15 protein-coding genes and 1 tRNA gene are annotated in these 15,364 nt (G+C 35.7%); 2 read left to right on the forward strand and 14 right to left on the reverse strand.

Annotation, left to right across the window (positions count from 1 at the left end):
- Positions 1 to 173: 173 nt before the first annotated feature.
- The 4 genes from EG339_RS03150 to nusB all read right to left on the reverse strand — a co-directional run bounded on the left by EG339_RS03150 (position 174) and on the right by nusB (position 2,879).
- Entirely contained in the window at positions 174 to 908 is a 735-nt protein-coding gene (locus EG339_RS03150) for an SDR family NAD(P)-dependent oxidoreductase (RefSeq protein ID WP_123868833.1), read from the reverse strand.
- A 178-nt stretch (positions 909 to 1,086) separates the two neighbouring features.
- Positions 1,087 to 1,452 carry a preprotein translocase subunit YajC gene (gene yajC / locus EG339_RS03155; RefSeq protein ID WP_123868834.1) on the reverse strand — a complete coding sequence of 122 codons (366 nt, stop codon included), beginning with the start codon at positions 1,450 to 1,452 and terminating at the stop codon, positions 1,087 to 1,089.
- Positions 1,453 to 1,462: 10 nt separating this feature from the next.
- Positions 1,463 to 1,972 carry a DUF1573 domain-containing protein gene (locus tag EG339_RS03160; protein ID WP_123868835.1) on the reverse strand — a complete coding sequence of 170 codons (510 nt, stop codon included), beginning with the start codon at positions 1,970 to 1,972 and terminating at the stop codon, positions 1,463 to 1,465.
- Between the two features lies 1 nt (position 1,973).
- Positions 1,974 to 2,879, reverse strand: a complete 906-nt coding sequence (nusB, locus tag EG339_RS03165) for a transcription antitermination factor NusB (protein ID WP_123868836.1) — start codon at positions 2,877 to 2,879, stop codon at positions 1,974 to 1,976.
- A gap of 90 nt (positions 2,880 to 2,969) precedes the next feature.
- Here nusB and EG339_RS03170 point away from each other — a divergent pair, with 90 nt between their 5' ends.
- Positions 2,970 to 4,631 carry an ABC transporter ATP-binding protein gene (locus EG339_RS03170; RefSeq protein WP_123868837.1) on the forward strand — a complete coding sequence of 554 codons (1,662 nt, stop codon included), beginning with the start codon at positions 2,970 to 2,972 and terminating at the stop codon, positions 4,629 to 4,631.
- 99 nt (positions 4,632 to 4,730) lie between these two features.
- Positions 4,731 to 5,066, forward strand: coding sequence for a DUF3276 family protein (locus EG339_RS03175; protein ID WP_002976288.1), 336 nt, complete (start codon positions 4,731 to 4,733; stop codon positions 5,064 to 5,066).
- 319 nt (positions 5,067 to 5,385) lie between these two features.
- On the opposite strand, the gene EG339_RS03180 is transcribed toward EG339_RS03175, so the two are convergent.
- The 10 genes from EG339_RS03180 to leuS all read right to left on the reverse strand — a co-directional run bounded on the left by EG339_RS03180 (position 5,386) and on the right by leuS (position 15,213).
- Positions 5,386 to 5,461, reverse strand: a tRNA-His gene (locus EG339_RS03180).
- Positions 5,462 to 5,496: 35 nt separating this feature from the next.
- Positions 5,497 to 6,216 carry a bacillithiol biosynthesis deacetylase BshB1 gene (bshB1, locus tag EG339_RS03185; protein ID WP_123868838.1) on the reverse strand — a complete coding sequence of 240 codons (720 nt, stop codon included), beginning with the start codon at positions 6,214 to 6,216 and terminating at the stop codon, positions 5,497 to 5,499.
- A gap of 82 nt (positions 6,217 to 6,298) precedes the next feature.
- The gene (locus EG339_RS03190; RefSeq protein WP_123868839.1) at positions 6,299 to 7,951 is read right to left on the reverse strand and encodes a tetratricopeptide repeat protein; all 1,653 of its coding nucleotides are present in this window, start codon (positions 7,949 to 7,951) and stop codon (positions 6,299 to 6,301) included.
- A gap of 87 nt (positions 7,952 to 8,038) precedes the next feature.
- Entirely contained in the window at positions 8,039 to 8,911 is an 873-nt protein-coding gene (locus EG339_RS03195; protein WP_123868840.1) for a PstS family phosphate ABC transporter substrate-binding protein, read from the reverse strand.
- Positions 8,901 to 9,098 carry a DUF308 domain-containing protein gene (locus EG339_RS03200; protein WP_185146515.1) on the reverse strand — a complete coding sequence of 66 codons (198 nt, stop codon included), beginning with the start codon at positions 9,096 to 9,098 and terminating at the stop codon, positions 8,901 to 8,903. Before EG339_RS03200 ends, EG339_RS03195 begins: the two co-directional genes overlap by 11 nt.
- Positions 9,099 to 9,176: 78 nt before the next feature.
- Positions 9,177 to 10,019: an energy transducer TonB gene (locus EG339_RS03205; protein ID WP_123868841.1), complete on the reverse strand. Its 843-nt coding sequence runs from the start codon at positions 10,017 to 10,019 to the stop codon at positions 9,177 to 9,179.
- A 28-nt stretch (positions 10,020 to 10,047) separates the two neighbouring features.
- On the reverse strand, positions 10,048 to 10,614 hold the full coding sequence (locus tag EG339_RS03210) for an ExbD/TolR family protein (RefSeq protein ID WP_123868842.1): 567 nt from the start codon (positions 10,612 to 10,614) through the stop codon (positions 10,048 to 10,050).
- An 11-nt stretch (positions 10,615 to 10,625) separates the two neighbouring features.
- A complete protein-coding gene (locus EG339_RS03215; RefSeq protein WP_123868843.1) occupies positions 10,626 to 11,234 on the reverse strand; it encodes an ExbD/TolR family protein in 609 nt (202 codons plus the stop codon).
- A gap of 61 nt (positions 11,235 to 11,295) precedes the next feature.
- Positions 11,296 to 12,159 (reverse strand): MotA/TolQ/ExbB proton channel family protein, encoded by an 864-nt coding sequence (locus tag EG339_RS03220; protein ID WP_066697815.1) that lies wholly within the window; start codon positions 12,157 to 12,159, stop codon positions 11,296 to 11,298.
- A 240-nt stretch (positions 12,160 to 12,399) separates the two neighbouring features.
- On the reverse strand, positions 12,400 to 15,213 hold the full coding sequence (leuS, locus tag EG339_RS03225; RefSeq protein WP_123868844.1) for a leucine--tRNA ligase: 2,814 nt from the start codon (positions 15,211 to 15,213) through the stop codon (positions 12,400 to 12,402).
- Positions 15,214 to 15,364 lie beyond the last annotated feature (151 nt).

A 15,364-nucleotide genomic window follows, 5' to 3' on the forward strand; every position in this document is an offset into this window, starting at 1 on the left:
TTATAATAGATTGACAGCTGAACAGATATTTCAGCTTACTCAATGATCATTTTAGAATCTGAATCTTGCCAGGAAGAATAATTCGGTGCTATCATTACAAAAAAAATACCGAAGTCTCTTTCCAGAGAAAAATATTTCCTGAAAATAAATTTTGAACAGTAAAAATTAAAGAATCAAGGTAATCTTGCAGCCAGACTCTCTGGTAAAAGCCTCAGGATATGATAAATAATCTTCCATTTAAAATTAGGAACAATGGTAAAGGAATTTCCGGCATTCACAATAAATTTCGCAACATAATCCGGCTCCATCATTAAAGATTCATTCAATTCCAGGCCTTCATTAATCTTTGTTCGGATATACCCAATCACTAAGGCATTAACTGTTATTTTTCTGGAAACAAGCTCCTGTCTTAATCCTGCCAGATATTGGGTGAAAGCTGCTTTGGTACTTCCATACACAAAATTACTTTTTCTGCCTCTAACTCCAGATAATGAAGAAAGCCCTATGATTCTTTCCAGATTTTTATTGCTTTCATCCATTGCTATAATGTTCAGAATAGAAACTCCGCCCATATAATTAACCTCCATCATTTGCTTAGCTCCCTTAAAATTCCTCAAAGCCGTTTGATTATCCACAAGAAAGCCTGCTGAATATACTGCTATATGGGGTTTTGCAGGAAGTTCATTATAAAATTGCTGATGAGAATCAAAATCTGCAGCATCAAAATACAACACAGTTACTTTATTCTGATTCAAATTTTCAGATGCAATAAAATATTCCAGTGATTTTGTATTTCGTGAAGCTGCGATTACAGAAAAGCCCTTTTCAAGGTATTGAATAATACATTGCTTTGCTACATCTGAATTAGCTCCTAAAATGAGAACGGTTTTGCTTGTGTTTTGATTCATATGACAAAGATAAATTTATTAAATACGAATTTCACTAATGTTTTCACAAATGAGCACAAAAGTTCTGGCTATTACAGAATTTTGAGATGAAAAAATGATGAGATTCTATCTATAAAAAGGCTGCGGCGGGTGAACTTCGTTCACCCGCCGCAGCTAAATATTTTCAGACTGAATTAAATTATTTCTTTTCTTCAGTTTCTGGCTCTTTCTTATCTGCTGGCTTGTCAGCAGTTTTTGCTTTATCCCCGAAACGGCTTTCTGTCATTTCTCTGGAAACAGCTGCTTTTTCAAACTTCAGCTTTCCTGATAATGTTTCAATTACAAAACCATCATCCTGAACCTGAGCAATTCTTCCGTGAAGACCAGAAGTAAGGACTACTCTAGTACCTACTTTAAGGTTTTCCTGAAAGTTTTTTTCCTGCTTTTGTTTCTTCATCTGAGGCCTTATCATCAGGAAATAAAACCCTACAAACATCACACCCATCATAATCAGCATCATAGATGAAGAACCTTGTGGCTGTGCCTGTAAAAATAATGTCAACATATTTTTAAAATTATGGTTGAATGTCCGCAGTGAACGTTAATTTGATTGGAGACTTCTCTACGTTTGCAAAAACATCTGCATACTTCTGAACGTTTCCATCAAAGTTTGAAGAGTCAAAATGCAATGTAATTTTTCCTTTTTTACCAGGCATAATAGGCTCTTTTGTAAAATCAGGAGCTGTACATCCGCATCCAGGCTTTACTTCAGAAATAACCAATGGGTTTTTCCCTGTATTGGTAATTTCATATACGTGCTCTACTTTGTCTCCTTTTTTAATCTTTCCAAAATCGAAGTTGCTTTCAGATAAAGCAATTGAAGTAGATGGCTCGTTAGAAACCGGTGCTGCAGGAGCTTCTCCTGTTACAGATGCAGCGGCAGAGTCAGTTGTTGCAGGAGTTCCTACAGCAGCAGAGTCAGTAGCTACAGCTTCAGGGCTTTGAGTTTCTTTGTTTTCTTTTTTACATGAAACTAATCCAAAGCCTATAATTGACAAGGCGATAATTGATAACGTCTTTTTCATTTTATATTCTATTTTGATCTTTACAATATTTATCTAAAATACCATTAATGAAGATATTCGAACGGTCTGTAGCAAATACTTTCGCAATTTCAATATATTCATTAATAATAACTCTTGAAGGCGTGAAGGCGAAGTTATCAAGTTCAGCAATAGCAGTTGACAGGATCACTTTGTCCATCAGGGAAATTCTTTCAAGATCCCAGTTTTCCAATCTTTCTTCCAGCTTTTTCTCATTGTTTTCCCAGTTGTTCAGGGTATCTTTCAATAATTTAGCGGCGAAAGCCTTGTCATCTTCATCTTTAATCATCTTGATTAAAGTTCTGCTTTCTTCATCTTCTCTCAGGAATCCGATTGTTTTCTGTACCATAGAATTGGCAATATGGATATCATCATACCATGAAAGTTCTTTATCTCCGAGATAATCGTGGAAATCATCATTTTCAGCAATATATCTTAAAAATAATTTCCCGATAAACTTCTGATCATCCTCAAAAGAATATCCTTCTTCTTTCATGAAATCCTGATAACGTTTTCCTGCAGTAATTCTTTGGAAAGTCTTTACCAATAAATCATCGTGCATGTCCCACTTCAGCTGCTTGTGCTGACCTGTGAAGAATAATCTTTCCGGATTTTCTTCCAGCTTAAGCAATACCTTGTTGTTGATGAATTTTTGGTTAGGATTAATATCAGCATCGGTTTTAAGAAATTTATTCTTCCCGATTTCAATTTGATGTTCAGCCAATTCTTTCAGGCCTACTAAAAAGTTAAGCTGGTAGATATAGAGATAATAGATTTTCTCTATTCCAGCAAACATGTTTTTCTCTAAAACATCAAATTTTACAGGATTCTGATAGTATGAATACACTGCCTGTACTACTTTTTCACGGATTTGTCGTCTTCCTAACATTCAAAGAGCTTTTTAATGAGTGCAAAGATACAAAATTTAAAATTGTTGGATTCGTAGTCTAATGACATTTTTGTAATTTTGTAAAACTATATGAAAGCGCTAAAAACCTTAAACCCCTATTTTTGGAAACACAAAATACTTTTGTTTTGGGGGGTATTATTCATCATTGCCAGTAATTTTTTCAATATATATAAAGTTCAGTTTGTAGGAAAATCTGTAGATGAACTTACGAAAAGCGGAAACCTCGGATTTAATCAGCAGGTACTGATCTATGTTGGAATTATTGTAGGCTGTTCTCTTCTAACCGGATTCTTCACTTTTATGATGAGACAGACTATCATTGTTGCGTCCAGAAGAATTGAATATGAATTGAAGAATAAAATTTACAGACATTATCAGGATCTATCTTTAACGGATTACAAGCAGACTACCATCGGAGATTTAATGAACAGGCTAAGTGAAGATGTAGTAGCTGTAAGAATGTATCTTGGGCCAGGGGTAATGTATGTAGCCAACCTTATTGTTCTTGTCCTGATTACAGCCATTTATATGGTAAAAACGGATGCGTCCATGACTTTATGGACTTTACTCCCGCTTCCAATTTTATCTTTTGCCATATATAAAGTAAGCTCTATCATCAATAAAAAGTCGAAAATCATGCAGAAAAGCCAGTCTGCTATTTCAACTTTTGTACAGGACAGTTTTTCAGGAATCCGTGTGGTGAAATTTTTCGCAAGAGAGAAGTACATTGAAAAAAATTACGGAATTAAAGTAACGGATTACCAGAATAAGGCTTTGGATCTTGCTAAGACAGAAGCTTATTTCTTTACCATTATCCTTTTTGTTATCGGGTTATTGAATGTTGCCATTATCTGGATAGGAGGAACTAAATACATTGCGGGAGAATTAAGTATTGGCAAAATTGCTGACTTTTTCATGTATATCAATACATTGATTTTTCCATTCTCTATGGTGGGATGGGTAACTTCTGTGAATCAGAGAGCTGAAGCATCTATGCAGAGGATCAATGAATTTATGGATAAAAAGTCAGAAATCATCAACACCAACTTTGAAACCTATCCTATTAAAGGAGATATAGAATTCAGAAATGTATCTTATGTTTATCCGAATACAGGTATTAAAGCACTGGATAATTTAAGTTTTAAAATTAAAGCGGGTGAATCTCTTGCTATTATGGGAAAAACCGGAAGTGGAAAATCTACTATAGCTTTACTTTTATGCAGATTAATAGATCCTACCGAAGGAGAAATTCTGGTAGATGGTAAAAACCTGAAAGAGCATAATCTGGAGAACTACAGAAACTTCATTGGATATATTCCGCAGGAAAGTTATTTGTTCTCAGATTCTATAGAAAATAATATTGGATTTGCTATTGATCATCCATCACACGAAAAAGTAATAGAGTATGCCCAGATTGCAGATGTTCATAAAAATATTGTGGAATTTAAGGAGCAATATAAAACACTTGTTGGTGAACGCGGAGTAATGCTTTCGGGAGGACAAAAACAAAGAATTTGTATTGCAAGAGCCTTAATTAAGGATCCAAATATCATAATTTTCGATGATTCCCTGTCTGCTTTAGACACCGAAACAGAGCAGAATATTCTTGAAAATATTGACCGGAAAATCAGTAATGCGACATCCATAATTATCACACACAGAGAGTCTAGCGCTCAAAAAGCAGACCAGATTATCAACCTTACTGAAATTACCAATTCTGTAACCGCATAGCTGTTTCATTCCTAATTGTTAAATAAATCATAAAAAAAATTTTGTGATTAAAAGAATTCTTTTATATTTGTTCTTAACAAGATTAAAAAATATCTAACAATGAGTGAATACAAGGAACGCCATGAAAATGAGATTTTCACGAAGGTGTTAAAAGCAGGGAGAAGAACTTATTTCTTTGATGTGCGCGAGACGAAAGCAGGAGATTATTATCTTACCATCACTGAGAGTAAGAAGAATTTCGGAGAGAATGGAGAAGCTACATTCGAGAAGCACAAAATTTACCTTTACAAGGAAGATTTTAAGAGTTTTCAGGAGATGTTTAATGAGTCCACAGATTTCATCATTAACGAAAAGGGTGAGGATGTAATTTCAGAAAAACATGACAAAGACTTCAAAAGCAGATCCTATACAATAGATTCTGACGACGAAGTTTAAAAAAAGAATATCTAAAAACACAAGCATCTGAAAAAGATGCTTTTTTTTATGCCCTGAAATCAGGTATAGAGAGAATCCTATATTGGAAAAGATAACAATACGATTACTCATCATTTATTATTTTTACTCATTACTCATGAAATTAGAGTCAATAAAAACGATTACTCTCTAGCAAATAATGCCATTTTTAACTGTCGGCGCGAAAAGTATGAGATAACAATTGGGAAAAGCTTCTGAAAAAAATAAGAAAAAACGATATTATTTCACCCTCGAAAAGATATAAAATAAAAAGTACACTTTCAAAAAGTGTACTTTCTTTGGGTGAATGATGGGTCTCGAACCCACGACCTTCGGAACCACAATCCGACGCTCTAACCAACTGAGCTACAATCACCGTTTTCTGAGTGCAAATATAGGACAATTTTCTCAACTACCAAACAATTCCATCAAAATTTTTCAAAGAAATTAATCTTTCAGATGTAAAGCCCTCAGCGTAAGCAACTCCCGATAACCGTCCTAAATTCTGTGCACGGTAAGTTAAACTCTCAAAGAAGTCTTTTGTAGTAATTGGAGTCTCAGGTTCCGTAGAAGTTGGATCATAAAACTGAGTTTTATAAGCCATACAGGATGCAATTTTTTTATCCAGAAATTCTGAAATATCAATAACAAACTCCGGCTTGATATCTTTCCACTGCATATAATGAAAAATATGTTTGGGTCTCCACACTTCCTGGGCTTCTCCCTCCATAACGGTTTCAATTTTTCTCAGTCCGGACAAAAAGCACGCATCCGACACTAATTTCGCTCCTTTCGCATGGTCTGGATGTCTGTCATCAATTGCATTCGCTAAGACGATTTCTGGCCTGTATTTGCGAATCATTTTTACGATACGCATCTGGTATTCTTCAGAATTTACCAAAAAGCCATCTTTCATTCCAAGGTTCTCTCTTGCGGAAAGCCCAAGGATTTTTGCGGCATCTGCTGCTTCAGCTTTTCTTGTTTCATCTGTACCTCTTGTTCCCAGTTCTCCTCTGGTAAGATCTACAACAACACATGTTTTTCCTTCAGAAACCAATTTGGCAATCGTTCCGCCACATCCCAGCTCTACATCGTCTGGGTGTGCACCAAAAGCAAGTATATCTGTTTTCATAGTATCAAAGATAAGCTTTAAAATAAAAACTTCCCAAACATTACGAATGAGAAGTTTTAATATCTGTAATTTAAATTTTAAATTATTTGTTGATCTCTGCATTTAATTTTACAGCATCCTGATAAGTAGGATCTAACTGTAAAGATTTAGCAACATAATCTTTCGCTTTTGCTACATCAGAGTCTTTGCTCATATAAGCTACTGCAAAATAAGCGTAAGCAAGAGTCTGCTTGTTCGCTTCCTGATCAGCAGGTTTTACAGTGCTGATGAATTTTTCGTAAGCTAACTTAGCTGCCTCATTGTTACCAGCCTGTTGATAAGAATACCCCTGGCTGTAATAAGCTGGCGCCCAATCAGGAAGAAGTGCTGACATTTTCTGCCATGTAAGGATTGCACCGTTCCAGTTCTTAGCGTCCTGATAAGCCGTAGCTAATTTGAATAAAGCATCAGAGTCCTGGCTGTTAGCAGCAACTTGCTTCTTCAATGCTTCGATAGTAGGGTTAGTAGGCCCTTTATCTGCTTCAGCCTGAGAAGCACCACCACCTCCAGCGATGTTTGCCAACTCTAAATCCCATTTCATTGTTTCGTCTTTTGCAGCTTTAGCAATAGCGATTTTCTGCTGAGATTCTGCTGTTAGAGCAGATTTTTTAGCAGCATCTTTTTCGTCTTTTGCTAATCCTGCAGCAATAAGTCCTTGTAGACCTTGATCAGCAGGTAATACTCTTGACTTATCAGCCTGAGCAACGAACGTTTCCATATTCTGTTTTGCTTCAGCATAGTTTCTGTCCGCATACGCCTGATAAGCTCTTAATTTGAACTTAATAGGGTCATCGATTTTATCAAAAATCTTATCCAGTACAGTTTTAGAGTTTGCATAATCTTCGTTAGTGAAGTATAATTTTGCAATTTCTAACTGAGTGTATGGGTCTTCATCAGCATATTTCGTATAGTTGATAAGGTCTTGTGTAGCCTTAGCATTTTGCTGATATCTGATATCATATCCAGCCATTGCTTTGTAAGCTGGCGCATAAGTAGGATCTACGGCAATTGCTTTATCAATATTTTGTTTTGCTTGTTGCCATTGTTGAGCTGCCATCCATAAAGTCGCCATTCTTGTATAAACCGAAGCTTTATTTTTAGCTAATGGTAATGCTTTATCATAAGCAGACATCGCTTCACCTGGTGCTCTCTTCAATCTGTAAGCATCACCTAATGTATAATAGTAATGTGCAGGAACTCCTTTTTTCTCAGCTTTTTCAATTGCTTTAGTCAGGAATTGAATCGCAAGATCCGGAGAACTGTTTTTTTCAAATAAAGTTAAAGCTTCTGCTGCTCTGAATAATACTTCAGCATCTTTTTCTTTAGAATCAGTTACGATCTTCTGAATTTCAGCAACAGCACTTTTATCGCCTTTTCCAAGTTTTACTGCAGCCAAACCAATTTTATTAACAAAACTTTTAGCATCTGCAGCCAATCCTTTATTAAAGTTTTCAGTAGCCTTTGCATAATCTGGCTCTCCTTGTTTTAAGAAAGTATTTCCTAAATAGAAGTAGTTTTCAGCTGTAGGCTCTTTAGCGATCATGTCAGTGAAGTTTGTTTTTGCCTGAGCAAATTTATCACTGTCTATACTGTTAATACCATCCTGCAATGTTTGTGCAGAGGCAAAACCGGTAAAAAATACCACGGCTGCTCCAAAAGCAATCTTCTTTACATTCATATTCATTATATCTTTCATTTTATATTTCTAATAATTGAGTTATATTCTACACAATTTTCAGACCAAAATATTTCTTTTAAGGGTAAATTGTGAATTTAATAATTTTTAACGCATCTGTACCTCTCTTTTGTACAGATTATAAGGCTGCAGACCTTCTTTCTGAACAATTTTCTGTCCTAAATGAGTACATGAAAATCTTATAAATCCGTTAGCAATATTGAAATTACCTTCATTTTCCAGGAAATAGAGAACTCTTGTAAACGGATACTCCATGGTACGGAGCCCTTCAACATCGGCATTATAGGATTTTCCTTTGTTAACTACCGGAAGAACTTTAACCATTTCTCTCAGTTTTTCAGAAGCTTTATCATAAGGACGGCTGAAAGTATTAAGGCCAATAACACCTATTTTATTAGGGTATTTTCCTAATTCTTCTATAATCTTCTGATTTCCGGGAATAATGGAGTATTTAAGGTCTTTAGGCTGTTTTTTTAATTTCTCAGCTACAAAGTTTAGATTGCTGGAGTTGGTTCCGTCGAAAATAAATTCTTTATTATCTGAAAGAAGTCCATTGCTGATTTCATCCATGGAAATACTTTCCTTGGGAGAATCTTTTGGAACTACAAAAACTACGGCATCCGCAGCAAATTTGGCAGGAAGAAACTTAAGGTCTGTTCTTTCTTCGTACGTTTTTATTTCTTCAGGATTAAGGTTTCTAGACATTACAATTACCTTAGCATTGCCATGCAACAGATCCAGAAAGCCTAAATCTTCTTTTTTTGTCTCTACTTTAATACGCGTTTCAGGATAATTAATCATATAGCCATCTGCCAGTGCTTCTGTAACGCTTTGAAAAGATTCATCTGTAAAAATCGTAAGATCACCCTTATTATAAGAAGGAGATTTCTCCTCTTTCTTGCAGTTTGTCATCATAATACTTATTACAAAGACAAGTGCAATTTTAAAACTATTCTTCATCTCTCGATTTTTTGATTTTAGAAACAGCTCTATAGATTCTGAATATACCATAAATAATAAGCACTGCTCCCAATGCATAGGCAATGGCAGGCTCCAGAATAGTAAAGAAGAATTTATAGATAATAACTACAATTCCTAAAACGATATAAAACAATCCCGTAACCAGGGATAACCAATTGAACATCATGTAACAAAAATACCAAAAAAAATAAAAAGAGAAGCATATGCCTCTCTTTTTATTTATATTCTGAATAAATAAGTCTAATTATTCAAAGTTCATAGTAAATGGTACGCTATAGTAAGATCTAACGCTTTCTCCATTTCTCTTAGCAGGAGTCCACTTTTTAAGTTTCTTAACTACACGAATTGCTTCATTGTTGAAGTCGCTATTTGGAGATTTCTCTTCAATAGTAACTCCGGAAACAGTTCCGTCTTTTTCTACAACGAACTTAAGTTTAGCTTTAAGGGTACCCTCACCTCCTTCCATTAATGAAGTATCGAAGTTTTCTCCTAAGAATTTTCTTAATGCACCCATACCTCCAGGATATTCTGCAGATTGGTCTACATCTTTGTAGATTTCATTAGGGTTATTCGCTTTCACTTCTACAGTTGCAGTTTTTGTACCTGTAGATGGTGGTGGCGGTGGTGGTGTATAAGCCGGAGCTTTAACTCCCTCCTGATTCTGTAAACCAGTTGTAGTTTCCAACTGTTTAGAAATTGGAGGTGGTGGAGTTTCAATCTTCGGAGCTTTTACAGGCTCTGGAACAACGTTCTGAATTACCTCAATTTTCTCCTCTTCTTTTGGTGGTGGAGGTGGTGGAGGTGGTTCTTCTTCTTTAGGCTGCTCAATAATCGGATCTTCTTCGATAATATCTACCAGATCTGCCTTTACTTCCTGTTTAGGCGGAGCTGTAAGATTCTTGATCGTAAGATAGATGAACGGAGACAAAGCTGCCAAAAGGAATAAAGCTGTTCCGATAATAAATGACTTTGTTAAAAGTCTCGGATACTGATGTCTAAGATCATAGGCACCATATTCCTTGTTTCTATTTTCAAATACGATTTCGTCTAGAGTAAGATTCTGACCGTATACATTTTCATCTGCCATAGATTAGATATACAATTTTATGGTTAAATTACTTTGTAGCAGCCGGTGCAGCAGCACCACCTATTTTCTTTTCATAAACAGCTTTTTCCCAAGGCTTCACATCGGTAACACCGTATTGCTCACTCTTAGTAATTGCCATTTCGTCAAGAATATCAACAAAGTTCTTATATACAGCATCGTCAGTTGGCTTAATGATCACGGTAAATTTCGTTTGATCTGCAGCTCTAGATTTTGCCTGCTGAATTACTTTTCTAATTCCTTCTCTGTCAAGAGTAGTTTCCATAAGAGTCTGGTCATTCAAAGATGTAGCATCCTGCTGGTGCCAGAAAACTCTATTGTCTTTTCCTAATAAGATAGAAATTGAGTTAGAAAGTTTAATTTCTGTTGGAGGTGGTTTTTGTTTTTCATCTTTCGGTTTAGCCGGAAGACCCAAATCCATAACATTCGGTTTACTGAATGTAGTTGTGAACATAAAGAAGGTAATCAATAGGAAACCTAAGTCCACCATCGGAGTCATATCGACTCTGGTACTCTGCTTCTTGGAACGGACCTTGCCGCCTTTGCCGCCTTTTTCTTGTACTTGTACTTCTGCCATTTCTATCGATATTATTCGTTAGGTTTACCTTCTTGTGATGTAATCAACCAAAATTTAAGAAAATCAATATCTCTTAAACCTTCAAATAAACTTTTAACTTTAGGGTATTGAGTGGTAACGTCACCTTTAATTGCTAACTTGTAATCAGGGTTCACGCTCAAACTTTCTTTTACCCAGTCAATTAACTGCTTATTTGTACTGTCCATAGGAATACCTGTAGGACTCTTATAATTTTTCTGCTCATCTGCAGGCATATCCAAATACCCTTTTAGTTGGTTCATTGGAACTCCGATTGCCTGAACTTTCTGGAAAGCAGCTTTTTGGTTATTGTCAAAAGTAATACCATACTTTTGTCCCATTTTATCCAAAAGAGCAACTCTTTCTGATGCATTTTCTACTGGCTGGAAATAGAATTTTCCGTCCGGAGTAGCGTTGATAGTCATTAAACTAGCATCAGGAAGCAATTTTTCCGAAATTGAAGATGGCGGTTTGATCTGCTCCACGTCAGGTTTTTTAAACTGAGTGGTCAAGATAAAGAACGTAAGAAGTAGGAACGCAACGTCACACATTGCGGTCATGTCCGTAACTACTCCATGTCTTTTAGGTTTGACTCTCGCCATTATTATAAAATATTTTTAATTAAACTTCTTTTAATTGCTAATGCAAATTTCTTGCTAATTCTTAGTTGAATTCAGCGAAAGACTGCTGGATGCTCATAGAGATCTCGTCGATCTTATAAGTTAATCCGTCAATTTTAGATGTAAAGAAGTTATAAAGGATAATAGCGATAGCTGAAGTACCAATACCTAATGCCGTGTTGATCAAGGCTTCAGAGATACCTGTAGACAGAGCAGCTGCATCTGGAGTACCACCTCCTGAACCTAATGCGAAGAACGCCTTGATCATCCCGATTACCGTTCCCAATAGTGCTACTAATGTTGCAACTGTACCTAAAGTAGAAAGGATCATCATGTTTTTCTCAAGCATTGGCATCTCAAGAGTTGTAGCTTCTTCGATAGCTTTGTTAAGCGCTACCATTTTCTGCTCTTTATTTAATGTGTTATCGTGAGCTAGAGCTTTGTAAGTAGTAAGACCTTCTTTTACTACGTTTCCTACAGAACCTTGCTGTCTGTCACACTCTTCAATAGCTTCGTCGATTTTGTTTTGGTTTAGTAAGCTTCTTACCTGTACTACGAAGTTGTCTAAGTTTCCTTTTCCAGCAGCTTTACCAAGAACGAAATATCTTTCGAAAGAGAAAACGATTACCGTAATCATGAAAGTAATCAAGATTGGTACAATAACCCCTCCTTTGTAGATAATACCTAAAAACGACTCTGGGTGAATGTCTTTTCCTTCAACACTTGAAAAAGCAACAGATCCACTTCCTAGTTTGTCTGCGTCTTTAAAGTTTCCTGGGCTACCAAGAACGAATAAATAAATACATACTCCTATAGCAAATAGAATAGGAATAATAACAGCTGGATTTAAACCTCCTGCCTTTCTAGCAACTACTTGCTCATCATTTTTTGAAACATTCATTTCCATATTTAACTAAATTATATTGTTTTAAAATTTTACAGGGTGTAAATTAAAGGCAAAATTAATTAAAATGCAAGAGTCTTAATTAAACATTTTGCTTTTTTTTGATAAAGAAATTTTAATACGATTTCGAAATAATAATTATTTTAAATTATTTTATTTATTTTTTCCAAATTTAACATTTGAATTAAAAAATCAAAAAAATAAAACACCCATTTTTTTTAATTTCCCAATGTTAATTTTTTTTTAAATTACGATATTCACAATACGGTGAGGGACTACAATGATTTTTTTAGGGGTTTTACCCTCCAAAATCTGTTGCATTTTCTCATTTGAAATCACCAAATCTTCTACTTCCTTAGCAGATAATTGAGCTGAAAGAGAAATTTTGAACTTCATTTTACCATTTACGCTTACCGGATATTCAATTTCATCCTCAATCAGATAATCTTCGTTTAATGCAGGAAACTTCTCGAATTCGATAGATTCTTTATGTCCTAATAAACTCCACAATTCTTCACAGATGTGCGGCGCATATGGAGAGATGATAACGGCTAACGGTTCTAAAATATTGCGTTTGTTACATTTTAATTTCTGAAGTTCGTTTACTGCTATCATAAATGATGATACTGAAGTATTGAAAGAGAAGTTTTCAATATCATACACTACCTTCTTTATTAAGGTATGTAAAACTTTATATTCTGCTTTTGTAGGCTCTTCATCAGAAACTTCAAATACATCACCGTTGAAATAAAGGTTCCAGAATTTTTTTAGGAAACCATACACTCCGCTTAACCCCTGTGTATTCCAAGGCTTGGATTGTTCCAATGGGCCTAAGAACATTTCATAGAGCCTTAATCCGTCTGCACCATATTCTTCACAGATATCATCAGGATTTACTACATTATATTTAGACTTGGACATTTTTTCTACTTCACGGTCTGTGATGTATTTTCCATCTTCCAAAATAAATTCTGCATCTGCATAGTCTGGTCTCCATGTTTTGAAGGCTTCGGTATCCAATTCATCAGATGTTCCTTTTAATAAGGATACATCAACATGGATCTGCTGAGTCTGATATTCACTTGCCAGATTTTTAGATACATATTTATTAGTACCGTCAATTCTGTATACGAATGCACTCATTCCTAAGATCATTCCCTGATTGATTAATTTCTGGAAAGGTTCATCATGACTGATATATCCTCTGTCTTTTAAGAACATATTCCAGAAACGGGAATATAATAAGTGACCAGTTGCATGTTCACTACCTCCTATATATAAGTCTACCTGCCCCCAATAATCTGAAAGGTTCTTTGCACAGAACTCTCCATCATTTTGTGGATCCATATATCTAAGGAAATACCATGAGCTTCCAGCCCAACCAGGCATAGTAGACAATTCTAACGGGAATATTGTTTTATCATCTATTAAATCTGTAGCTACCACTTTCTGGTTTACCTCATCCCATGCAAATGTTTTAGCATTTCCTAGTGGCGGATCCCCATCTTCAGTTGGCAAATATTTTTCAACTTCAGGAAGTTCCAATGGTAATGCAGAAACAGGTAACGTGTACGGCATTCCTTCTTTATAATATATAGGAACCGGTTCTCCCCAATAACGCTGTCTTGAGAAAATCGCGTCACGCTGTCTGTAGTTCGTTGTTCCGTGACCGATTCCTTTTGTTTCAATTTCTGAAATTATTTTTGACTTTGCATCATTATAGTTTAGTCCGTTTAAGAAATCTGAGTTTACAAAAACAGAATCTTTAGAATCAAAAGAATTTTCCTGAACGTCTTCTTCTGTTTCTACAACTTTTTTAATTTCTAAATTAAATTTCTTTGCAAATCTGTGATCACGCTCATCATGTGCAGGAACAGCCATTACAGCTCCTGTACCATATCCCATCAATACATAGTCTGAAATATAGATCGGCATTTTTTCTCCACTGAACGGATTAACAGCATAACTTCCAGTGAAAGCTCCGCTCACGTTTTTCACGTCAGACATCCTGTCTCTTTCGGTCTTCTTGGAGGTTTCTTCTATATAAGTGTCTACTTCTGCTTTCTGAGCATCTGTAGTAATAGTATCTACTAAAGGATTTTCCGGCGCCAATACCATAAAGGTAGCACCAAAGATCGTATCAGGTCTTGTAGTGAAAACCTCAACAACTTCGTCATGACCTTCTACCTGGAACTTAACCTGTGCTCCCTGAGATTTTCCGATCCAATATTCCTGAGAGTCTTTCAACGGCTGCGGCCAGTCTAATGTAGAAAGTCCTTGTAATAATCTTTCAGAGTAAGCTGAGATTCTCATACTCCACTGCATCATTTTCTTTTGGAATACAGGAAACCCTCCTCTTTCAGATTTTCCGTCTTTCACCTCATCATTTGCTAATACGGTTCCCAATGCAGGGCACCAGTTTACAGTAGTTTCTGCTCTGTACGCAAGACGATAGTTTAATAAAATATCTTCTTTGTCAAGATCAGATGCATTAGCCCACTCTTCTGCTGTGAAGTTTAGCTCATCGTTTTGATTAGCATTTAATCCTTCTGTTCCTTTTTCTTCAAAATGTCTGATTAGAGTATCAATAGGTTCTGCCTTATCTGTATTTTTATTATACCAGGAGTGATATAACTCAATAAAGATCCATTGTGTCCATTTATAATAAGAGGCATCAGAAGTTCTTACTTCCCTGCTCCAGTCAAAAGAAAATCCAATTTTTCTTAACTGTTCTTCGTATCTGTTGATATTTTGTTCTGTAGTGATAGCCGGATGCTGTCCTGTCTGGATTGCATACTGCTCAGCAGGAAGCCCAAAGCTGTCATATCCTACGGGGTGGAGAACGTTAAATCCCTGATGTCTTTTATATCTCGCATAAATGTCTGACGCAATATATCCCAGTGGGTGTCCTACATGAAGTCCCGCTCCGGATGGATACGGAAACATATCGAGTACATAAAATTTAGGTTTATCGGTATTATTGGAGGTTTTATAGGTTTGATTGTCCTCCCAGTATTTCTGCCACTTTTTTTCTATCTGCTGATGATCGTAAAACACTTTATATATATGTTATATGTTAGACTATAGTATTATCTTATTTTTTAAAACAAGATTCACAAAAATAATGATTTTAAAAGAAATAGAAATTTAATTTATGATGAATTCCCATCTCTTTTTAACAGAAAGGTCTCACCCGAAGATGAGACCT

The organism is Chryseobacterium bernardetii, from assembly GCF_003815975.1.
Lineage (GTDB): Bacteria > Bacteroidota > Bacteroidia > Flavobacteriales > Weeksellaceae > Chryseobacterium > Chryseobacterium bernardetii.